This window comes from Streptomyces sp. NPDC002623 (genome assembly GCF_053592635.1).
The window spans coordinates 147392-167673 of sequence record NZ_JBSFWB010000009.1; the positions used below are offsets into that span (position 1 = coordinate 147392).

The 20282-nt window shown below is 68.4% G+C and carries 18 protein-coding genes; 4 read left to right on the forward strand and 14 right to left on the reverse strand.

Going from position 1 to position 20282, the window contains the following annotated elements; translation table 11 throughout:
- Positions 1 to 114: 114 nt before the first annotated feature.
- Together pafA and ACWD4O_RS18860 are read right to left on the reverse strand one after the other, a co-directional pair.
- On the reverse strand, positions 115 to 1476 hold the full coding sequence (gene pafA, locus ACWD4O_RS18855) for a Pup--protein ligase (protein WP_358806377.1): 1362 nt from the start codon (positions 1474 to 1476) through the stop codon (positions 115 to 117).
- Positions 1477 to 1485: 9 nt separating this feature from the next.
- A complete protein-coding gene (locus tag ACWD4O_RS18860) occupies positions 1486 to 2754 on the reverse strand; it encodes an MFS transporter (RefSeq protein ID WP_451281085.1) in 1269 nt (422 codons plus the stop codon).
- Positions 2755 to 2886: 132 nt separating this feature from the next.
- Between ACWD4O_RS18860 and ACWD4O_RS18865 the strand changes: the two genes are divergently transcribed.
- On the forward strand, positions 2887 to 3903 hold the full coding sequence (locus ACWD4O_RS18865; RefSeq protein WP_451281086.1) for a LacI family DNA-binding transcriptional regulator: 1017 nt from the start codon (positions 2887 to 2889) through the stop codon (positions 3901 to 3903).
- Positions 3904 to 3978: 75 nt separating this feature from the next.
- Here the strand turns inward: ACWD4O_RS18865 and prcA are convergent, their stop codons facing one another.
- The 6 genes from prcA to arc all read right to left on the reverse strand — a co-directional run bounded on the left by prcA (position 3979) and on the right by arc (position 10135).
- Positions 3979 to 4716, reverse strand: coding sequence for a proteasome subunit alpha (gene prcA / locus ACWD4O_RS18870; protein WP_450947829.1), 738 nt, complete (start codon positions 4714 to 4716; stop codon positions 3979 to 3981).
- A 62-nt stretch (positions 4717 to 4778) separates the two neighbouring features.
- Positions 4779 to 5624 (reverse strand): proteasome subunit beta, encoded by an 846-nt coding sequence (gene prcB, locus ACWD4O_RS18875; RefSeq protein WP_351908141.1) that lies wholly within the window; start codon positions 5622 to 5624, stop codon positions 4779 to 4781.
- Positions 5576 to 6169, reverse strand: coding sequence for an endonuclease VII domain-containing protein (locus ACWD4O_RS18880; RefSeq protein WP_451281088.1), 594 nt, complete (start codon positions 6167 to 6169; stop codon positions 5576 to 5578). The genes prcB and ACWD4O_RS18880 overlap by 49 nt, the downstream gene beginning before the upstream one ends.
- A 47-nt stretch (positions 6170 to 6216) precedes the next feature.
- Positions 6217 to 6435, reverse strand: coding sequence for a ubiquitin-like protein Pup (locus tag ACWD4O_RS18885; RefSeq protein WP_057579613.1), 219 nt, complete (start codon positions 6433 to 6435; stop codon positions 6217 to 6219).
- Between the two features lie 188 nt (positions 6436 to 6623).
- On the reverse strand, positions 6624 to 8135 hold the full coding sequence (gene dop, locus ACWD4O_RS18890; protein WP_451281090.1) for a depupylase/deamidase Dop: 1512 nt from the start codon (positions 8133 to 8135) through the stop codon (positions 6624 to 6626).
- Between the two features lie 233 nt (positions 8136 to 8368).
- Positions 8369 to 10135, reverse strand: a complete 1767-nt coding sequence (arc, locus tag ACWD4O_RS18895; protein WP_450947827.1) for a proteasome ATPase — start codon at positions 10133 to 10135, stop codon at positions 8369 to 8371.
- 243 nt (positions 10136 to 10378) lie between these two features.
- Here arc and ACWD4O_RS18900 point away from each other — a divergent pair, with 243 nt between their 5' ends.
- Complete coding sequence (locus ACWD4O_RS18900; protein ID WP_358806372.1) at positions 10379 to 10684, forward strand: ferredoxin; 306 nt, start codon at positions 10379 to 10381, stop codon at positions 10682 to 10684.
- A 57-nt stretch (positions 10685 to 10741) separates the two neighbouring features.
- On the opposite strand, the gene ACWD4O_RS18905 is transcribed toward ACWD4O_RS18900, so the two are convergent.
- The 3 genes from ACWD4O_RS18905 to ACWD4O_RS18915 all read right to left on the reverse strand — a co-directional run bounded on the left by ACWD4O_RS18905 (position 10742) and on the right by ACWD4O_RS18915 (position 13909).
- Complete coding sequence (locus ACWD4O_RS18905; RefSeq protein WP_451281092.1) at positions 10742 to 11320, reverse strand: hypothetical protein; 579 nt, start codon at positions 11318 to 11320, stop codon at positions 10742 to 10744.
- Positions 11321 to 11531: 211 nt separating this feature from the next.
- On the reverse strand, positions 11532 to 12434 hold the full coding sequence (locus ACWD4O_RS18910; protein WP_451281094.1) for a tRNA (adenine-N1)-methyltransferase: 903 nt from the start codon (positions 12432 to 12434) through the stop codon (positions 11532 to 11534).
- A gap of 44 nt (positions 12435 to 12478) precedes the next feature.
- Positions 12479 to 13909 (reverse strand): site-2 protease family protein, encoded by a 1431-nt coding sequence (locus ACWD4O_RS18915; protein WP_451281096.1) that lies wholly within the window; start codon positions 13907 to 13909, stop codon positions 12479 to 12481.
- A 188-nt stretch (positions 13910 to 14097) separates the two neighbouring features.
- Between ACWD4O_RS18915 and ACWD4O_RS18920 the strand changes: the two genes are divergently transcribed.
- Entirely contained in the window at positions 14098 to 15087 is a 990-nt protein-coding gene (locus ACWD4O_RS18920; protein ID WP_451281098.1) for a RecB family exonuclease, read from the forward strand.
- Between the two features lie 14 nt (positions 15088 to 15101).
- Positions 15102 to 15773, forward strand: a complete 672-nt coding sequence (locus ACWD4O_RS18925) for a response regulator (protein WP_020141342.1) — start codon at positions 15102 to 15104, stop codon at positions 15771 to 15773.
- A gap of 91 nt (positions 15774 to 15864) precedes the next feature.
- Here the strand turns inward: ACWD4O_RS18925 and ACWD4O_RS18930 are convergent, their stop codons facing one another.
- The 3 genes from ACWD4O_RS18930 to ACWD4O_RS18940 form a co-directional block, all read right to left on the reverse strand.
- Entirely contained in the window at positions 15865 to 17451 is a 1587-nt protein-coding gene (locus ACWD4O_RS18930; RefSeq protein WP_451281100.1) for an ABC transporter substrate-binding protein, read from the reverse strand.
- A 71-nt stretch (positions 17452 to 17522) separates the two neighbouring features.
- Complete coding sequence (locus ACWD4O_RS18935) at positions 17523 to 19130, reverse strand: ABC transporter substrate-binding protein (RefSeq protein ID WP_451281101.1); 1608 nt, start codon at positions 19128 to 19130, stop codon at positions 17523 to 17525.
- Between the two features lie 444 nt (positions 19131 to 19574).
- Entirely contained in the window at positions 19575 to 20273 is a 699-nt protein-coding gene (locus ACWD4O_RS18940) for an HAD family hydrolase (RefSeq protein WP_451281103.1), read from the reverse strand.
- Positions 20274 to 20282: the final 9 nt, after the last annotated feature.

The window sequence follows — 20282 nt, forward strand, 5'->3', positions numbered from 1 at the left end:
CGTAATCGGTCGATCTTCTGATGGCGTGCGCGCAACTCTACGACGTGAGACGGGCACCGTACGGAAAACGTACGGTGCCCGTGTTGCGTTCCGTGCCTCTGCGGAACACATCCCTCACATGCCGGCGATCAGCTTCTCCACCCGGTCGTCCACCGACCGGAAGGGGTCCTTGCACAACACGGTGCGCTGTGCCTGGTCGTTGAGCTTCAGATGCACCCAGTCCACCGTGAAGTCCCGGCGCTGCTCCTGCGCACGGCGGATGAAGTCGCCGCGCAACCGCGCCCGAGTGGTCTGCGGCGGAACCGACTTGCCCTCGAAGATCTTCAAGTCGTTGCAGATCCGCGCGGCTTGACCCCTGCGCTCCAGCAGGTAGTACAGACCACGACGACGGTGGATGTCGTGGTAGGCGAGGTCTATCTGCGCGACCCGAGGATGCGACATCGTCATGTTGTGCTTGGCCCGGTACCGCTCGATGAGCTTGTACTTCATCACCCAGTCGATCTCGGTGCCGATGGCGTCGAGGTCCTCCGCCTCGATCGAGTCCAGCGTGCGGCCCCACAGCTCCAGGACCTGGTCGACCGTGCCGGTGCGGATCCCGCGACGCTCGACGAAGTCCACGGCCTTCTCGTAGTACTCGCGCTGCACCTCCAGCGCGGAGGCCTCCCGGCCGCTGGCCAGCCGCACCTTGCGCCGGCCCGTGATGTCATGACTGACCTCGCGGATCGCCCGGATCGGGTTCTCCAGCGTCAGATCCCGCATCACCGTGCCCGCCTCGATCATGCGCAGCACCAGATCGGTCGCGCCGACCTTCAGCAGCATGGTCGTCTCGGACATGTTCGAGTCGCCCACGATGACATGCAGCCGGCGATACCGCTCGGCGTCCGCATGCGGCTCGTCACGCGTGTTGATGATGGGCCGCGAGCGGGTCGTCGCCGAGGAGACGCCCTCCCAGATGTGCTCGGCCCGCTGACTGACGCAGTAGACCGCCCCACGGGGCGTCTGCAGCACCTTGCCCGCGCCGCACAGCAGCTGCCGGGTCACCAGGAACGGGATCAGAATGTCCGCGAGCCGGGAGAACTCCCCGTGCCGGGCCACCAGATAGTTCTCGTGGCAACCGTAGGAGTTGCCCGCCGAGTCCGTGTTGTTCTTGAAGAGGTAGACGTCGCCCGCGATTCCTTCCTCGTGCAGGCGTCGCTCCGCGTCCACCAGGAGTCCTTCGAGAATGCGCTCGCCGGCCTTGTCGTGGGTGACCAACTCGGTCACGTTGTCACATTCCGGTGTCGCGTATTCCGGATGCGATCCCACGTCGAGATAGAGGCGGGCGCCGTTCCGCAGAAAGACATTGCTGCTTCGGCCCCATGACACGACACGGCGGAAGAGGTACCGCGCCACCTCGTCGGGAGACAGCCGACGCTGTCCCCTGAACGTACATGTGACGCCGTACTCGTTCTCCAGCCCGAAAATGCGGCGGTCCATGACTGAACATTACGCCCGATCCCCTGAACTGAAACGGGGTTCGGCAGCACGGTTTGGATCATTTTCCGATGAAGCCGCAACCAACCCACCCCCGGCCGGAACTGCGAGTACCCGCCCCGTGGCCAGCAAAACCACCAACGACACGGCACCCGCGACACCCGGCACCGCGAACCCCCACAGCGCCCCGCCCTCCTCCACGACCGGCCCCGCAAGACCCGTTCCCACCGACGCGCCCACCGTGAACATCGTCACCAGCCACGAGAACGCCTCGGTCACCGTCCCGCGCGGCGCATGCCGGTCCACGATGACGAACGCACAGGCCAGCACCGGCGCCAGGAACAGCCCGGCCAGCGTCGCCAACGCCACCATGGCCACCGCGCCCGGCATCAGCATCAGCGGCAGATAACACGCCGCCAGAAACGCCACCAGCACCCGCAGTCGCCGCTCCGGCGCACCCGCCCACTGCCGCGCCCCGTACGCCATACCTCCGACCAGCGCCCCCAGACCCAGCGCCGCCATCAGCCAGCCGTACACCGCGTCACCGCCGTTGTCGTCCGCGTACGGCACCGCGGCCACCGTGATGGAGCCCATCGCGACACCCACGAAGAGCAGCGCGCCGAGCAGCACCAGCAGCCCCGGCGAGCGCAGCGCCCCCAGCCAGTGCGCCTCGCGCGGGGCCGAGCGCCACGCGCGCGAGGGGGGCGACAGCACCACCGACAGCGCCCCGAGCACCCCGACGCCGTTCAGCACGAGCAGCGCCGCCCGCTCCGACCACAGCGACGTGCACAACGTCACCAGCAGCGGCCCGACCGTGAACATCACCTCCTGCGCCACCGCGTCCATCGCGTACGCCGTCGGCACCTGGTCCTCCCGACGCAGCACCGAAGGCCACAGCGCCCGCAGACCGCCCTCCAGGGGCGGCGTGAAGAGCCCGCCGACCACCATCGCGGCGTACGCCACCGGCAGCGGATCGGTGCCGGCGAACGCGAAGAACCCCATCGCCAGCGCCGACACGAGCGCGGCGGGCAACTGGACCCGCGGCTGCCCGTACAGATCCACCAGCCGTCCGAGCACCGGCTGACCCACGGCACTGGCGACGCCGTACACCGACACCAGCGCGCCCGCCAGGCTGTACGAGGCCCCCTCCGCCCGCACGAACAGCACGATCGCGATCGCCGAGGTGGCGTTCGGCAGCCGGCCGACCAGCGTGCCGGTCAGCAGCCTGGCGGCGTGCTTCGCCCTCAGGATCTCCAGGTATCCCGCGTATCCCCCGGCCAATGTCCCGCCTCCATCGCGTCCGCCGTCGGCTCGCCCGTGGCAGTGAGCCACCTCGAAGTTTTACGTATAACGTCTCTTGTCATACGTACCATGTGCGCTGTTCACCAGTCCAGACGAAAGAGCAGGCCCACGGTGCCACGAGGTAGCACGCGCCCGACGAGCCGCGACGTCGCCCAGGCCGCAGGGGTCTCCCAAGCCGCCGTCTCCCTCGTCCTCGGCGACAAATGGCGCGGCCGCGTCTCCGAGACCACCGCCGAACGCGTCCGCGAAGCAGCCCGCGACCTCGGCTACCGGCCCAACCTCGCCGCCCGCAACCTCCGCCTCGGCCGCACCCGCACCGTCCTCCTCGTCGTCCCCGCCCTCACCACCGAATTCTTCGCCGGCGTCTACACCGGAGCCGCCCGCGTCGCCGCCGACCACGGCTTCGGCGTCGTCCTCTACCCCTCCCCCGAAGGCGTCGGACCCGCCCGCGACCCCTTCGCCTCCGCCCAGGCCGCCCTCGACGGCGTCCTCGCCTCCTCCATGGCCGCCGACGCCCTCACCACCATCCGCGGCGACCAGCTCCCCCTCGTCATGCTCGACAGCGACCCCGCCGGCAGCCTCGGCGCCGCCACCGTCAACCTCGACATCGCCGACGGCGTACGCCAGGTCGCCGACCACCTCCTCCACCTCGGCCACCGGCACTTCCTCCACCTCGCCGCCGACATCCCCTCCTGGACCTTCGACGTGCGCGCCCGCGAACTCGCCGCCCGCCTCGCCGCCGTCCCCGGCACCACCCTGCGCACCGCCCCCGCCCCCATCTCCATCGACGGAGCCCGCACCGCCGCCGAGACCGCCCTCGGCGCCCCCGGACCGCACCCCACCGCCATCGTCTGCGACGACGACAAACTCGCCGCCGGCGCCTACAAGGCCCTCCGCCGCCTCGGCCTGCGCGTCCCCGACGACATCTCCGTCACCGGCCTCGACGACCTCGCCCTCGCCACGGCCCTCGACCCCGAGCTCACGACCGTACGACTCGACGCCGAACTCTTCGGCGAACGCGGCATGCAAGCCCTCCTCGCCGTCCTGGAGGGCCGGACACCCGACAGCGGGGACATCCCCGTCGACCTCGTCGTACGAGCCTCCACGGCCCCGCCCAGCCCCTCCTGAAACGCCCTGTGCCCCGGCCGAGGAACCGACCGGGGCACAACAGGGACAAGGAACGGGAGCGAACGCGCGGACGACCTACTCCTCGTCGGCGCTCTCCGCCTCCGTCGACGCACCGTCCGCCTCCAGCAGACGACCCAGCTGACGCCCCACGATCCGCTTGAACTTCCGCGCCTGCGGCCGCGTACGGTCCAGCACCGCAACCTCCAGCCGCTCCGCCGGAATCTCCCGCTCACTGCCGTTCGTGTCGCGCGACAACGCCTGAACCGCCAGCTTCAGCGCCTCCGCCAGGCTCATCCCGTCCTGATGACGCTGATCCAGATAACTGCTGATCGTCTCGGCATTGCCGCCCACCGCCACCGAACCGTGCTCGTCCACGATCGAACCGTCGTGCGGCAACCGATAGATCTGGTCGCCGTCCGGAGTCTCACCGACCTCCGCCACCACCAGCTCCACCTCGTACGGCTTCTCGCCCGCCGAAGAGAAGATCGTGCCCAGCGTCTGCGCGTACACGTTCGCCAGACCACGCGCCGTCACGTCGTCCCGGTCATAGGTGTAACCACGCAGATCCGCGTACCGCACACCACCGATCCGCAGATTCTCGTACTCGTTGTACTTACCGGCGGCCGCGAAACCGATCCGGTCATAGATCTCGCTGAACTTGTGCAGCGCACGGGACGGATTCTCACCGACGAACACAATGCCGTCGGCATACTGCAGCACAACCAGGCTGCGACCACGCGCGATGCCCTTCCGCGCATACTCCGCGCGGTCCGCCATCGCCTGCTGGGGTGAGACATAGAACGGCGTCGACACCGGTTATCCGTCCCTTTCTGTCGAAATCACTGCATCACCTGAGATAAGAACGGGACCGCCGACTACAGCAGAGCGGCACGCGGGCCGTCCGGCTGCTCCAGACGACGCTCCAGAATCGAACGGGCGATCTCCGACGACTCCTCGTCGGTCAGCCGACGGAAACCGTCCTCGGTGATCACGGTGACGATCGGATAGATCCGACGCGCGACATCCGGACCGCCCGTCGCCGAATCGTCGTCCGCCGCGTCGTACAGGGCCTGCACCACCAGCATCGTGGCCTCGTCCTCGGTCAGATCGCCACGGAACAGCTTCTTCATCGCCCCACGCGCGAAGATCGAACCCGACCCGGTCGCCGCGAAGTGATGCTCCTCGGAGCGACCGCCCGTCACGTCGTAGGAAAAGATCCGACCCCGGTCGCGGTCCACGTCGAACCCGGCGAACAGCGGCACGACCGCCAAGCCCTGCATGGCCATGCCCAGATTCGAACGGATCATCGTCGAAAGACGGTTCGCCTTGCCCTCCAGTGAGAGCTGCGCCCCCTCGACCTTCTCGAAGTGCTCCAGCTCCAGCTGGAACAGCTTCACCATCTCCACGGCCAGACCCGCCGTGCCGGCGATGCCGACGGCCGAGTACTCGTCCGCCGGGAACACCTTCTCGATGTCCCGCTGCGCGATGACGTTGCCCATCGTGGCCCGGCGGTCACCGGCGAGCACGACGCCCCCGGGGAACGTGACGGCCACGATCGTGGTGCCGTGCGGCGCCTCGATCACACCCTGCGTGGGCGGCAGCTGCCGCTTGCCGGGCAGCATCTCCGGCTGGTGGTCGGAGAGGAAGTCCATGAAGGACGAGGACCCAGGCGTCAGGAAGGCAGCTGGTAGACGCCCGGTGCTACGAGTGTTGGCTTCCACGCGTTTCCTTCCAGGTAATCGGCCGCTCGGTATGCAGCTGCTGGGTCGTCCCTCAACAGACCGAGGCCGGAATTGCAGTTGAAGCACAGTACGCCACGGACCCTACCCGTCTGATGACAGTGATCAACCTGCGTGGCGGGCGCCGCCAGGCAGATACAACAGACACCCATCTGAGAGGCGATCAGCTCGTCGCGCTCGGCTTCGGTAATGCCGTACTTCCGCCGGAGATGACCGGCCGGGTCGGAGGCCGCCTTGCACGCCTTGCAGCGGCTCGCCAGGCCATCGGCGGCGCTGTTCTTTCGGTGCCAACCGCTGTGCGGCTTCACTTCGCCGCAACCCCGACAGTGCTTGTGGCCGGGCGGGACGGGCACCTTCTCGCGCACCCTCCGACCCTTTGCCTCCTGGCGCTGCCGGTAGTACTCCGCCGAGCACTCCCGGCAGTACGCCTGGAGACCATCACGCATGGACTTGTTGCTCGCGAAAGCCGTCTGCGGCTTCGCCTGCTGGCACCGCGAACACTTTCTGGCTTCTCGCTCGTCGAGCACTTGCAGACTCCCCCGTACCGAACCTTCGAATCGAAGGAGAAATTGGCCTACTGCCCGCCCTTCTGAACGAAACTACGCACGAAGTCCTCGGCATTCTCCTCGAGGACATCGTCAATCTCGTCAAGAACCGAGTCCACGTCGTCGCTCAGCTTCTCCTGACGCTCCTTGAGGTCTTCCGAGCCCTGAGTCTCGGCCGCCTGCTCCTCGACTTCCTCCGTGGAGCGCGTCGCCTTCTGCTGGCCGCCGCCGGTGTCCTTGGTCGCCATAACCCTCACCCCGCTCTTTCGCCCGACATGGTCGACAGGTCGGCATTCCTGCCGATCGGTGATGATCAGACCCTACAAGCCGGGTCCGACATCGGCCCCGCAGTTGCTTCAACGTACGGGAGCCACCTCGATGATTCCCGGACAGGGGACTTTCCACCCCGTCCGGCAGGTTCCGTCCGGGTAACCGTTCAGCCGCCCGAAAGGACCCTGACCAGGTCTTCTGCCGTGCGGCAGCGGTCCAGGAGCTCCTTGACGTGATTTCGCGTTCCGCGAAGTGGTTCGAGGGTTGGGACGCGCTGGAGCGAATCCCGGCCCGGCAGATCGAAGATCACCGAGTCCCAGGAGGCCGCGGCGACGTCGTCGGCGTACTGCTCCAGGCAGCGGCCGCGGAAGTAGGCTCGGGTGTCCTCCGGGGGCGTCGTGATGGCCCGCTCGACCTCGTTCTCGTCCAGGAGGCGCTTCATGCGGCCGCGGGCCGCGAGACGGTTGTAGAGGCCCTTCTCGGCCCGTACGTCGGCGTACTGGAGGTCGACGAGGTGGAGGCGGGCGGCGTCCCAGTCGAGGCTGTCGCGGCGCCGGTAGCCCTCCATGAGCTCTCGCTTGGCGACCCAGTCCAGCTCGCCGGCGAGGCTCATGTGGTCGTTCTCCAGGCGGGTGAGGGTGTCCTCCCAGCGCGCGAGCACGTCCGTCGTCTGGTCGTCGACGTCCGCGCCGAAGCGCTCCTCCACGTATTTGCGGGAGAGCTCGTAGTACTCCATCTGCAGTTGGACCGCGGTGAGTGTGCGGCCGCTGCGGAGGGTGACCAGTCGCTTGAGGGTGGGGTCGTGGGAGACCTGGTGGAGGGTGCGTACGGGCTGGTCGACGGCCAGGTCGACGGCGATGAAGCCGTCCTCGATCATGGACAGGACCAGGGCGGTCGTGCCCAGCTTGAGGTAGGTCGAGATCTCCGAGAGGTTGGCGTCGCCGATGATCACATGGAGGCGGCGGTATTTCTCGGCGTCGGCGTGCGGCTCGTCGCGGGTGTTGATGATGGGGCGCTTCAGCGTCGTCTCCAGGCCCACCTCGACCTCGAAGTAGTCCGCGCGCTGGCTGAGCTGGAAGCCGTGTTCGTGGCCGTCCTGGCCGATGCCGACGCGGCCGGCGCCGGTGACGACCTGGCGCGAGACGAAGAACGGGGTGAGGTGGCGCACGATGTCCGAGAAGGCGGTCTCGCGCTTCATCAGGTAGTTCTCGTGCGTGCCGTAGGAGGCGCCCTTGTTGTCGGTGTTGTTCTTGTAGAGGTGGATGGGCTGGGCACCGGGGAGCGCGGCGGCGCGTTCGGCGGCCTCGGCCATGATGCGTTCGCCGGCCTTGTCCCAGAGGACGGCGTCGCGGGGGTTGGTGACCTCGGGGGAGCTGTATTCGGGGTGTGCGTGGTCGACGTAGAGGCGGGCGCCGTTGGTGAGGATGACGTTGGCGAGGCCGATGTCCTCGTCGGTGAGCTGGCTGGCGTCGGCGGCCTCGCGGGCGAGGTCGAAGCCCCGCGCGTCCCGCAGCGGGTTCTCCTCCTCGAAGTCCCAGCGGGCCCGGCGGGCCCTGTGCATCGCCGCCGCGTAGGCGTTGACGATCTGGGACGAGGTGAGCATGGCATTGGCGTTCGGGTGGCCGGGGACGGAGATGCCGTACTCCGTCTCGATGCCCATTACTCGCCGTACGGTCATGCGGCCCTCCTTGCCCGGCGGCACCCTCGGTCGTGGGCGCCGCTCAGATACCGGTGGTGCTCCGGTGCGTGCGCGGTGCCCGTCCCCGCAACTCGCGACCCGGCGGTACGGAAGAGCCTAGAACGCCTCTGCGCTGGTGGGGAGATCATTTGCGTCATTGCCTTGCTCCAGCCGTGGCCTGGAAAACAGTCGGCTGCGGGTGCCCGTGGTGGGCACCCGCAGCCGCCCTGTTCTTACAGGTACTGTCCGGTGTTGGCCACCGTGTCGATGGAGCGTCCGGTGTCCGCGCCCTGCTTTCCGGTGATGAGGGTACGGATGTAGACGATCCGTTCGCCCTTCTTTCCGGAGATTCGGGCCCAGTCGTCGGGGTTGGTGGTGTTGGGCAGGTCCTCGTTCTCCTTGAACTCGTCCACGCATGCCTGGAGGAGGTGGGAGACGCGCAGGCCCTTCTGGTTCTTGTCGAGGAAGTCCTTGATGGCCATTTTCTTGGCGCGGCCGACGATGTTCTCGATCATGGCGCCGGAGTTGAAGTCCTTGAAGTAGAGGACTTCCTTGTCTCCGTTGGCGTAGGTGACTTCCAGGAAGCGGTTTTCCTCGGTTTCGGCGTACATGTGTTCCACGGCCGTCTGGATCATGCTCTGGACGGTGGTGGCCTTGTCGCCGCCGTGTTCGCCGACGTCCTCGGAGTGCAGGGGGAGGCGTTCGGTGAGGTACTTCTGGAAGATGTCCTTGGCCGCTTCGGCGTCCGGGCGCTCGATCTTGATCTTCACGTCGAGGCGGCCGGGTCGCAGGATGGCGGGGTCGATCATGTCCTCGCGGTTGGAGGCGCCGATGACGACCACGTTCTGCAGGCCTTCGACGCCGTCGATCTCGGCGAGGAGCTGCGGGACGATGGTGTTCTCCACGTCCGAGCTGACGCCGGAGCCGCGGGTGCGGAAGAGGGACTCCATCTCGTCGAAGAAGACGATGACGGGGGTGCCCTCGCTGGCCTTCTCCCTCGCACGCTGGAAGACGAGGCGGATCTGCCGCTCGGTCTCGCCGACGTACTTGTTGAGGAGCTCGGGACCCTTGATGTTGAGGAAGAAGCTCTTGCCGGTGGCCTGGCCGGTGACTTCGGCGACCTTTTTGGCCAGCGAGTTGGCGACGGCCTTGGCGATGAGCGTCTTGCCGCATCCGGGGGGTCCGTAGAGCAGGACGCCCTTGGGCGGTCGGAGCTCGTGCTCCTTGAAGAGGTCGGGGTAGAGGTAGGGGAGCTCGACGGCGTCGCGGATCATCTCGATCTGGCCGCCGAGGCCGCCGATCTGCTCGTAGCCGATGTCGGGGACCTCTTCGAGGACGAGTTCTTCGACCTCGCTCTTGGGGACGACCTCGTAGACGTAGCCCGATCGGGGTTCGAGCAGGAGGGCGTCGCCGGGGCGGATGACGACGTCGAGGAGCGGCTCGGCGAGCCTGACCACTCGTTCTTCGTCGGTGTGCCCCTGCACGAGGGCGCGTACGCCGTCCTCGAGGATCTCCTTGAGGGTGACGATGTCGCCGACGCTCTCGTACTCCATGGCCTCGACCACGTTGAGGGCTTCGTTGAGCATCACTTCCTGGCCGCGTCGGAGCTCTTCGAGCTCGACGCTGGGGCTGACGTTCACGCGGAGTTTGCGGCCTCCGGTGAAGATGTCGGCCGTGCCGTCCTCGTTCGCCGTGAGGAAGACGCCGAAGCCGGCCGGCGGCTGTGCGAGCCGGTCGACTTCCTCCTTGAGGGCCACGATCTGGTCGCGGGCCTCACGGAGTGTGTTGGCGAGTCGCTCGTTCTGGGCGGACACGCCGGCCAGGTTTGTCTGCAGCTCGACGATCCGCTCTTCGAGAATCCTCGTGTGTCGCGGAGAGTCGGCGAGCTTGCGTCGCAGGACGGCGATCTCCTGCTCAAGGTAGGCAATCTGCCCGGACGGGTCGTCGGACCCTCGTCCCGGGCGGATGCCGCGGTTCATGTCGTCGTCGTGGGCTGCCACGGTCCTCACCTCCTCCAAGGGGAGCTGGACGCTTCCAGACCCTACCTGGGTGGGTGTCGATTGAAACCCCTAGATCACAAAGACGGTCGGGGTGTGTCCGATCTTCACCCTTGCGCTCTCCCTCACGCCAGGGGAATACCCACCGAACATGATTGGGAAGCGGCCGAGGGTAGGGTCGAACTGTTCAACACCCGTCAGAGCCTGCATCGTTCCCTTGCGGCTCGACAGTAAACGGCAGGAGCCATGGACGTGCAGCAGGAGGCCGGTGTCGGCGGCGAGGCTCTGGAGGTCTGGATCGACCAGGATCTCTGTACCGGCGACGGGATCTGCGTGCAGTACGCGCCCGAGGTGTTCGAGCTGGACATCGACGGTCTGGCTTATGTCAAGAGCGCGGATGACGAGCTTCTGCAGGCCAAGGGGGCCACGACGCCGGTGCCGTTGCCGTTGTTGACGGACGTGGTGGACTCGGCGCGGGAGTGTCCGGGTGACTGCATTCATGTGCGGCGAGTTTCGGACAGCGTCGAGGTCTACGGCCCGGACGCGGAGTGAGCTCGTCGTCGCGGCCTGTGATCTCTGTCTGATTTCTCACAGGGCGGGTGGCCTGGATCAGACGCTGTGGGCGCCTGCGGGTGTCGAGCGGATGAACGTGTTGTCCTTCCACTGCCACTTGGCGCTGTCCTTGACGTCGGGGCAGCAACTGGGTACGTCGGCCGTGGAGTAGCCGAGGAGTGTGGCGAGGACGGCTCCGTCGGTGATGGCCAGGCTGGTGACGGTGGTGCGGTCCTTGGGGTCGACGAGGGTGGCGACCACGCGTGCGTGGGTGCTGTCGGCGCCTTGGGTGAGGACGTAGACGGCGTCGGGCGGGGTGCCCATGGAGGCGTCGCAGTGGACGACGGCGACGGTTTCGGGACGGCCGTCGCCGTCGAGGTCGCCGGTGGCCTTCTTGACGACGAGGGCCTGGACCGGGCCGCATTCGAGGGGGAAGTCGACGTCGGCGGTCGTGGGGGCCACGGTGCTGGTGGGGGCGGGTGTGGCGGCCGGTCCGGCGGTCTGGGCGGCGGTGGCTGACCTGGGTTGCAGGAGCGAGGAGAGCGCGATGACGCCGGCGAGGGCCGTGGCGGTCGCTACCCAGTGGATCGGCCGGGTGTGGGTGTGTGCCAGTTCCGGGACCGCGGATTGCTGCACTAGGAGCGTCTCCTGTGATGGCTGTGCCGGTGGGGGTGGGGGATTGGCCAGCATCGTGCCACACGTCACAGGGTGGGGGAACGGCGGGGTGCGGGTTGTCCGGTGCGGTGGGTGGTCGGGTGTCAACGGCACGGCGCCGTGGTCGAGTTCCTGTGGTGTGTTCGGGAACTCGGTCACGGCGCCGTGTCGTTGGTCGTGGTGCGGGGCCGGGTCAGCGGCCGGCGCCTCCGGCGGCGTTGGGGCCGTCGTAGTCGTCTCCGTAGGCGCCCTTGGCGGGGCGGCGGCGGCGCATGGGCGGCTCGACGCCGTCGGCGAGGCGGCGGGCGGTGAGCAGGAAGCCGGTGTGGCCGATCATCCGGTGGTCGGGGCGGACGGCCAGGCCTTCGACGTGCCAGTTGCGGATCATCGATTCCCAGGCGGTGGGCTCGTTGAAGGAGCCGATCTCGCGGATGGACTCGACGGTCCGGGCGAGCTGGGTGGTGGTGGCGACGTAGCAGCAGAGGATGCCGCCGGGGACGAGCGCCTTGGAGACGGCTTCGAGGCATTCCCAGGGGGCGAGCATGTCGAGGATGACGCGGTCGACGTCGGTGTCGCTCAGGTTGTCCTGGAGGTCGCCGACGGTGAGCTGCCAGGCGGGGTGGGGGCCGCCGAAGTAGCGCTCGACGTTCGCCTGGGCGATCTCGGCGAAGTCCTCGCGGCGCTCGTAGCTGTGCAGCATGCCCTGGTCGCCGATGGCGCGCAGCAGGAAGCTGCTGAGCGATCCGGAGCCGACGCCGGCTTCGACGACGCGTGCGCCGGGGAAGATGTCGGCGAAGGCGAGGATCTGCCCCGCGTCCTTGGGGTAGACCACGGCGGCGCCGCGGGGCATGGACAGGACGTAGTCGGGGAGCAGGGGGCGCAGCGCGAGGTAGGCGACGTTCCCGGTGGTGCGGACAACGCTGCCCTCGGGTGCGCCGATCAGTTCGTCGTGCGGGAAGGAACCCTTGTGGGTGTGGAAATTCTTCCCGGCTTCGAGCGTGAACGTGTAGTGGCGGCCCTTGGGGTCGGTCAGCTGAACCTGGTCCCCGACCGTGAAGGGCCCGCGCCTGCGGGCGGCACCGGTCGGTTCGGACATGTGAACAGCCTACCGGCGTTTGTGGGGGCCGCCGACCACGGTGGTCAGCTGGGGCGGGCCATGGCTTTGACGAAGGCGCGTTCGACGTCGGCGGCGGAGAGGACGCCGAAGATCTCGCCGGTCTCCTCGACGACGAGGTATTCGGTGGCGGGGGTGGCGCGCAGGACGTCGAGGAGGTCTTCGCCGGCGAGTTCGGCGGAGATGCGCATGCCGTCGGTGAGGTCCTGGGCGAGGCCGCTGACGGCGACCCAGGGGCGGCGGTGTTCGGGTACGCCGACGATGGCGGCCTCGCGGACGAGGGAGAGGGGTTCGCCGTGGGCGTCGACGACGACGAGGGCGCGGGCGCCGGCGTCGTTGGCGCGGCGGAGGGCTTCGGAGAGGGGGGTGTCGGTCTCGACGGGGACGGCGCGGCGGGTGAGGGTGCGGGCGCGCAGGTCGGGGAGGTGTTCGCGCAGGCGGGCCATGCGCAGGCTGTTGCCGGCGCCGGTCCAGATGATGGCGGCGAGGATGGCGGCGAGGAGTGCGTCGGTGACGGTGTCCATGCCGACGCTGTCCTCGGCGCTGGAGCCGAGGGCGCCGGACTGGGTGAGGAGGGGGAGGCCGACGAGGACGGAGACGGCGAGGGCGCGGCCGACCCAGGCGGCGGCGATGGTGCCGCTCATGGGTTTGCCGGTGATCTTCCAGACGACGGCGCGGAGCATGCGGCCGCCGTCGAGGGGGAGGCCGGGGAGGAGGTTGAAGATCGCCACGATGAGGTTGGAGATCATCAGGCCGGCCAGCAGGACGCCGGGGACGGTGCCGGGTTCGACGGGCTGGAGGGCGAGGTAGAAGAGGCCGGAGAGGACGAGGGAGAGGAGGGGGCCGACGAAGGCGAGCCAGAACTCGCGGCCGGGGGTCTCGGCTTCTTTCTCGATCTCGGAGACGCCGCCGAAGAACTGGAGCTGGATGCGGCGGACGGGGAGTTTGAAGCGGAGGGCGGCGATGGTGTGGGCGAGTTCGTGGATGAGCACGGAGGCGTAGAAGGCGACGGCGAAGAAGAGGGAGACGAGGTAGCGGGCGGCGCCGAGTTCGGGGAGTACGCGGTCGAGCTGGCCGCCGAAGACCCAGGTGATGAGGGCGGCGACGAGGAACCAGCTGGGGGCGACGTAGACGGGTACGCCGAAGGGGCGGCCCATGAGGAGGCCGCCGCGGGGCTGCTCCGGGGGGCGTGGGGGCGGGGGGCCTTTGGGGAGGGTGGGGGTGGGGGGTGCGGTCGGTTCGGCTTCGGCCTCGGTCTCGGCTTCGGCCTTGTCGTTCGCGGCCTCGGCACCCGTGCCGGTGCCGGTGTCTGTCTCGCCCGTGCCGCTGTCGTCCTCGGGTTTTGGCTCGTCCGGGGTCTTCGCGAGGTCGGTGGCCGGAGACGCAGGTGTCGCGGGGTGCTCGGCCGACTGTTCGCTGTCCGGCCGCGGTCGCCCGCTCCCGCCGCTTTCCACCACGGTGTCCCCTCGATCGATGCGTCTCCCGCTCGTGTCGCGCGGGAGGCTCTGGGACCGATGGTATGCGGCGGTCGTGGCGTGTTCCGCCCCGGCACCCCCTGTGTTTCCCGGCTTGTCGCCGGTGCCGGGAACGGGTCCGGCGTGCGTGGCTGGGTCACTGTCGGTGGTGGGTCGTAAGGTCTGGAGTCATGGAGAGCAGCAGCGAGGGGGTCGCCCAGGCGGGCGACGGCGGTGTCGTGGAGGTTCCGGGGCAGACGGGGGCGGTCGCGCCGGAGGCGGTGGCGGTGGCAGCGGAGGTCGTCGCCATAGCGCCCACTTCGCTGTCGCCCTCGCGGGCCGGTGATTTCATGCAGTGCCCGCTGTTGTACCGGTTCCGGGTGATCGACCGGTTGCCGGAGAAGCCGAGTGCGGCGGCGACGAAGGGGACGCTGGTGCACGCGGTCCTGGAGCGGCTGTTCGACGCTCCGGCGGCCGAGCGGACGGCGCCGCGGGCGAAGGCGCTGATCCCGGGCCAGTGGGACCGGCTGCGGGAGTCTCGGCCGGAGGTCGTGGAGCTGTTCGCGGACGATCCGGAGGGCGAGCGGCTCGCGGGCTGGCTGGCGGAGGCGGAGCGGCTGGTCGAGCGCTGGTTCACGCTGGAGGACCCGACGCGGCTGGAGCCCGCCGAGCGGGAGCTGTTCGTGGAGACGGAGCTGGAGTCGGGGCTGCGGTTGCGCGGGATCATCGACCGGGTGGACGTGGCGCCCAGCGGCGAGGTGCGGATCGTCGACTACAAGACGGGCAAGGCGCCGCGGGCGGAGTACGCCGACGGTGCGCTGTTCCAGATGAAGTTCTACGCGTTGGTCGTGTGGCGGCTGAAGAACGTGGTGCCGCGGCGGCTGCAGCTGGTGTATCTGGGCAGTGGTGACGTGCTGACGTACGACCCCGTGCTGGCCGATCTGGAGCGGGTCGAGCGCAGGCTGCTGGCGCTGTGGGAGGCGATCCGGCTGGCCACGGAGACGGGTGAGTGGCGGCCGCGGCCGACGAAGCTGTGCGGCTGGTGCGACCACCAGGCGCACTGTCCGGAGTTCGGGGGCACTCCCCCGCCGTATCCGTTGCCGGTGACGTCTTCGGCGTCGTCGTCGGTGAGGGCGGCCGAGTCGGAGGACGGGGCGCAGGGCAGAATGGGGCCGGGCTAAAAAAGGAGATCCACGTGGCCATCCGTGTCCTACTGGTCGACGACCAGCCGCTGTTGCGCACGGGCTTCCGCATGATCCTGGAGGCCGAGCAGGACATCGCGGTCGTCGGCGAGGCCGGAGACGGCCTGCAGGCTCTCGACCAGGTGCGGGCGTTGCAGCCCGATGTGGTGCTGATGGACATCCGTATGCCGCGGATGGACGGGGTGGAGGCGACCCGGCAGATCACCGGTCCTGGCCGGGACGGACCGGCGAAGGTGCTGGTGCTGACGACGTTCGATCTCGATGAGTACGTCGTGGAGGCGCTGCGGGCGGGGGCGAGCGGGTTCCTGCTGAAGGATGCGCCGGCGAACGAGCTGGTGCAGGCGATCCGGGTGGTGGCCGCCGGTGAGGCGATGCTGGCGCCGAGCATCACGCGGCGGTTGCTGGACAAGTACGCCACGCATCTTCCGTCGGGCGACGAGCCGGTGCCGGACACGTTGCACACCCTCACCGACCGTGAGGTGGAGGTACTGAAGCTGGTGGCGCGGGGGTTGTCGAACGCCGAGATCGCCGCCGATCTGTTCGTCAGCGAGACCACGGTGAAGACGCATGTGGGGCATGTGCTGACGAAGCTGGGGCTGCGGGACCGGGTGCAGGCCGCGGTGTACGCGTACGAGAGCGGTCTGGTGCGTCCGGGCGCGCAGTAGCCGCAGCCGCCGCAGCAGGTCATGTGCACGCGCAGGGCGCCCCCTTCGGGAGAAGGGGGCGCCCTGTTGTGTCGGTACGGCCGTGCGGCTGTCAGCCCTTGCTGAGTTCCCAGAAGCGGAACACCGTCGAGGCGTCGAGGCAGCTCTCCAGGCCGTAGACGTTCTCGCCGACGACCGCGTACTGCTTGGCCTGCCAGATGGGCAGGACGGGCAGCTGTTCGGCGACGATGTCCTGGAGCCGGCCGTAGTCGGTGTCGGCGGCGGTGCGGTCGCTCTGGGCGGCGGTGCGCGGGATGAGCGTGCCGGTGATCGTGGCGTTGGTGTAGTTGTTGCTGAGCACGTTGCCCTCGCCGAAGAAGGGCGAGGTGAAGTTGTCGGCGTCGGGGTAGTCGGGCACCCAGCCCTTGACGTAGACGCCGTACTTGCCGTCGGCGATGTCCTTCTCGTACTGGTCGAAGGCGACGGACCGGACGTCGGCGTCGAACAGGCCGCTGGCGTTGAGCTGGGCCGCGATGGTCTCGAGTTCCTGGTCGGTGGCCGGGCCGTAGCGGGACGGGGTGGACCAGAGGGTGAGTTCGACCTTGTCGGTGATGCCCTCGTCGGCGAGCGCGGCGGCGGCCTTGGCCTTCGAGGGGCGGGCGCCGTAGCGGTCGAAGTAGGCGGTGTTGTGACCCGCGATGCCGGCCGGGATGATCGAGTAGAGGGGGTCGGCGGTGCCCTGGTAGACGTCCTTGATGAGGGCTTCGCGGTCGATCAGGTGGGCGATGGCCTGGCGGACGCCGAGTTTGCCGGCGACGGGGTCGTCCATGTTGAAGACGAGGTGCTGGACTTCGGCGCTGCTGCCTTCGACGACCTCGACGCCGGCGTCGGCGTCGGTGCTCTGCTGGATGTCGGAGATGTCGTCGGCGGTGAGGCCTCGGTAGGCGATGTCGATGTCGCCGGCGAGCAGAGCCTGCTTGAGGGCCTTCTGGTCGCCGCCGAAGAACTTGAGGGTGACGCCGGTGTTGCGGGCGTCGGCGGCGGTGCCGCGGTAGTTCTCGTTGACGGAGAAGACGGCCTGGTCGTCGCCGAAGGAGTCCAGCTTGTAGGGGCCGGAGCCGATGGCGCTGCCGTCCTTGCGCAGGCCGTCGGCGTCGTATTCCTTGTGGTCGACGATGGAGCCGGCGCCCGAGGCGAGCTTGCTGGGGAAGGTGGCGTCGGGGGTCTTGAGGCGGAAGACGACGGTCTTGGCGTCGGGGGTCTCGACCTTGTCGAGCATGGGGAACATGATGGCCGGGCCGGCGTCGTCGTTGATCTTCAGCATGCGGTCGAAGGAGAACTTGACGTCCTCGGAGGTGAGCGCGTCGCCGTTGCTGAACTTGAGGCCGTCCTTCAGCGTGCACGTGTAGACCTGGGTCTTCGTGTCGCTGAAGGAGCATTCCTTCGCCGCGTCGGGCTCGGGTTCCGTGCCGCCCTTGGGGAAGCTCAGCAGTGACTGGAAGACGTTGTTGAACAACAGCCAGGAGCCGGGGTCGTAGCCGGCGGCCGGGTCGGTGCTCAGGACGTCGTCGGACATTCCCAGGACCACGGAGGAGGCGTCGCCTCCTGAGCCTCCGCTCTGGGTGCCGCAGCCGGTCAACAGGCCGGAGGCCAGCCCCGCCACGATCGGCAGGACCGGCCACTGGTTACGCATGTTCACGAAATGCCTTGTCGTCGTTTCTCGTCACTGCGGGCCCGCCGTCCCGGGCCCCGGGTCCGGGAGGGGGGTGGTCAGTTGCTCACACCGTGGCCGAGCTCCCACAGCTGCAGGGTCGCGGAGGAGTTCAGCGCGTACGCCGTGCCGGTGACGTCGTTGTTGGCGGCGACGTACTGCTTGCCCTGCCACAGCGGCAGGACCGGGACGTCCTCGGCGACGATGTCCTGGATCTTGGTGAGGGTCTTCCCGGCGCTGAGGCGGTCGGCCTCGCGGCGGGAGGCCGGGATCAGGTTGTTGATGATGTCGCTGTTGGAGTACGGGGACTTGAGGAAGTTGTCCTTGTCGAGGAACGGGGCGACGAAGCTGTCGGCGTCGGGGAAGTCGGGGAACCAGCCCATGCCGAAGACGGCGTACTCGCCCTTGCGCTCGGCCGGGACGAAGGTCTCCCAGGGGGTGCCCTCGATGGTGACGTCGAACAGGCCGCTGGCGTTGAGCTGCTTCTGCAGCGTCTCGAACTCCTGCTTGGTGGCCGGCCCGTAGTGGTCGGTCGTGTAGTTCAGCGTCAGCTTCACCGGGGTGTCGACGTCCGCGTCGTCGAGCAGGGCCTTGGCCTTGGCCTTGTCGGGTTCGCCGTAGGTGTTGATGAACGAGTTGGAGTGACCGGTGAGGGTGGCCGGGACGAGCGAGTAGAGCGGCTCGGCCTGGGAGCCGTACACCTCGGAGACGAGCTGGGCGCGGTCGATGACCTGGGCCATCGCCTGACGCACGGCCTTGGTCTTGACCGTCGGGGCCGTGGTGTTGAAGGCGAGGTAGCGGATCTCGAGGCCGCTCAGTTCGACCAGGTCGATGTCCCCGCCGGCGGGGGCCTCGGAGAGCTTCTTGATCTGCTCCGGGGACATGGTGCGGGTCATGAGGTCGATGTCGCCCTTTTCGAGGGCGGTGCCCATGTCGTCGGCGTCCTCGTAGGAGACCATGTCGACCTCGTCGTTGTTCACGCTCAGCGTCCCCTTGTAGTTGGGGTTCTTGGTGAACACGGCCTTGGTCATCTCGTCGCCGTCGGTCTTGGCCTCGAGGGTGTAGGGGCCGGAGCCGTCGACCGCGAAGCCGTCGCGCAGCTTGTCCTTCTCGTAGTCGTCGGGGTTGACGATGCCGGCGACCGGGGTCGACAACTTGAAGGGGAAAGTGGCGTCGGCGGTCTTGAGGTGGAAGATGACTTCGTTGTCGCCCTGCGTTTCGATGGTGTCGATGGTCGACAGCAGGGCGAACACGCCGGAGTCGGCCTTGATGGTGCGGGCGCGCTCGATGGAGAACTTGACGTCCTCGGCGGTGATGACGTCGCCGTTGGCGAACTTCAGGCCGCTGCGCAGCTTGCAGGCGTAGCGCTCGTTGCCGGTGTCGGTGAAGCCGCAGCTCTGGGCCGCCTCCGGGACGGGCTCGCCCTCGCCCTTGGGCTGGATCATCAGGGTCTGCACCGTCTGGCGCAGGATGTTCCAGGTGCCGACGTCGTAGGAGTAGGCCGGGTCGAGCGGGGCCGGGGCGTCCTTGGTGGCGGTGAACCGGTCGGTGGTGCCCACGACGATGGCGTCGCCGCTGTTGCTCCCGCTGTCGGACGCGCCGCAGGCGGCGAGTGCGGGCGCGAGGAGACCGGCCACGGCCGGCAGCACCAAAGTCTTACGGTTCATGCTCGATTTTCTCCAGAGCTGTCGGTCCGTGTATCCGGCATGCAGGGGTGGCGCAGCGGTCACGGAGTTAGGGCGATGTTCTCGCGACGAGATTAGTCCGGACCGGCAGGAGGGTTCGCGGCCATCGGAGTTGAAACCCCATCACGGAGCGAAACCGGCCGTGGACGCGCTGAACAGCCGTCAGCGGAAGGATTCGTACAGCCGCTCATCAATCGGGACACAAGGACGTGCGAAACCCCCTCCGACATGGGCGAGATGCACACGGGGAGTCGACTGTCGAGACCCGTCCAGGTGGGGAACGTCACACGCCGAACGGGGTCCGGACGGGGTGGAATTCAGCCGTCCGCGAGAGGTTGTTGAAGATCCGAATTCTCCCGCGCGCACACCCGCCGAATTCCCTTGTTATCGGCGGTGCACGCTGGGTGAACGCCTATCGCATTTCCGTCATCGGAGCGGCATCAGGCCGCGCAGAAATGTCAGGTCGACCTGTTCGAGGGAGGGAACGACGGTGCGTCGCGGGGACGGCGCGATCGGCGCCACGGAGGGCACGGCGACCACCTGGCAGCCGGCCGCCTCCGCCGAGGCGACCCCGGTCGCGGTGTCCTCGATGACGGCGCATCTGGCCGGATCCACACCGAGTCCGGCGGCCGCGAAGAGGTAGGGGTCGGGGTACGGCTTGGTGCGGGCGACCTCGTCGCCGGCCACGCTCAGGCGGAAGTTCTCGGCGCCGAGCGAGGTGAGGACGCGGTCGATGATGCGTCGGTGGGAGGCGGAGACGAGGGCCGTGGGGACCTGCTGCTCGGTCAGTTCGGCGAGCAGCCGGGCCGCTCCCGGCATCAGGGGCAGGGCGCGGGTGATGCGGTCCTCGAACCCCTCGTTGAGCAGGACGGTGAGGTCGGCGAGGGCGATGTCGGCCCCGGTCGCCTCGATCAGGAACCCGGCGCTGCGGCTCATCGGGCCGCCGACCACGACATGACGCCAGGAGTCGTCGAGGGTGTGGCCGAGTCCGGCGAAGATCTCGACCTCGACGTCCCACCAGAAGCCCTCGGTGTCCACGAGGGTGCCGTCCATGTCGAGGAGCACGGCCTGCAGGGCTGAGCCCTCGGCCGTGCGGGTTACTGGCGCGGGAACCGTGCTGGTCATCCACGTACC

What these genes read in the sequence shown, in the direction of transcription:
- pafA (WP_358806377.1), bottom strand. Translation starts at nt 1,476, where the DNA reads ATGGACCGCCGCATTTTCGGGCTGGAGAACGAGTACGGCGTCACATGT.
- ACWD4O_RS18885 (WP_057579613.1), bottom strand. Translation starts at nt 6,435, where the DNA reads ATGGCGACCAAGGACACCGGCGGCGGCCAGCAGAAGGCGACGCGCTCC.
- dop (WP_451281090.1), bottom strand. Translation starts at nt 8,135, where the DNA reads ATGACCGTACGGCGAGTAATGGGCATCGAGACGGAGTACGGCATCTCC.
- ACWD4O_RS18900 (WP_358806372.1), top strand. Translation starts at nt 10,379, where the DNA reads ATGGACGTGCAGCAGGAGGCCGGTGTCGGCGGCGAGGCTCTGGAGGTC.
- ACWD4O_RS18910 (WP_451281094.1), bottom strand. Translation starts at nt 12,434, where the DNA reads ATGTCCGAACCGACCGGTGCCGCCCGCAGGCGCGGGCCCTTCACGGTC.
- ACWD4O_RS18920 (WP_451281098.1), top strand. Translation starts at nt 14,098, where the DNA reads ATGGAGAGCAGCAGCGAGGGGGTCGCCCAGGCGGGCGACGGCGGTGTC.
- ACWD4O_RS18935 (WP_451281101.1), bottom strand. Translation starts at nt 19,130, where the DNA reads ATGAACCGTAAGACTTTGGTGCTGCCGGCCGTGGCCGGTCTCCTCGCG.
- ACWD4O_RS18940 (WP_451281103.1), bottom strand. Translation starts at nt 20,273, where the DNA reads ATGACCAGCACGGTTCCCGCGCCAGTAACCCGCACGGCCGAGGGCTCA.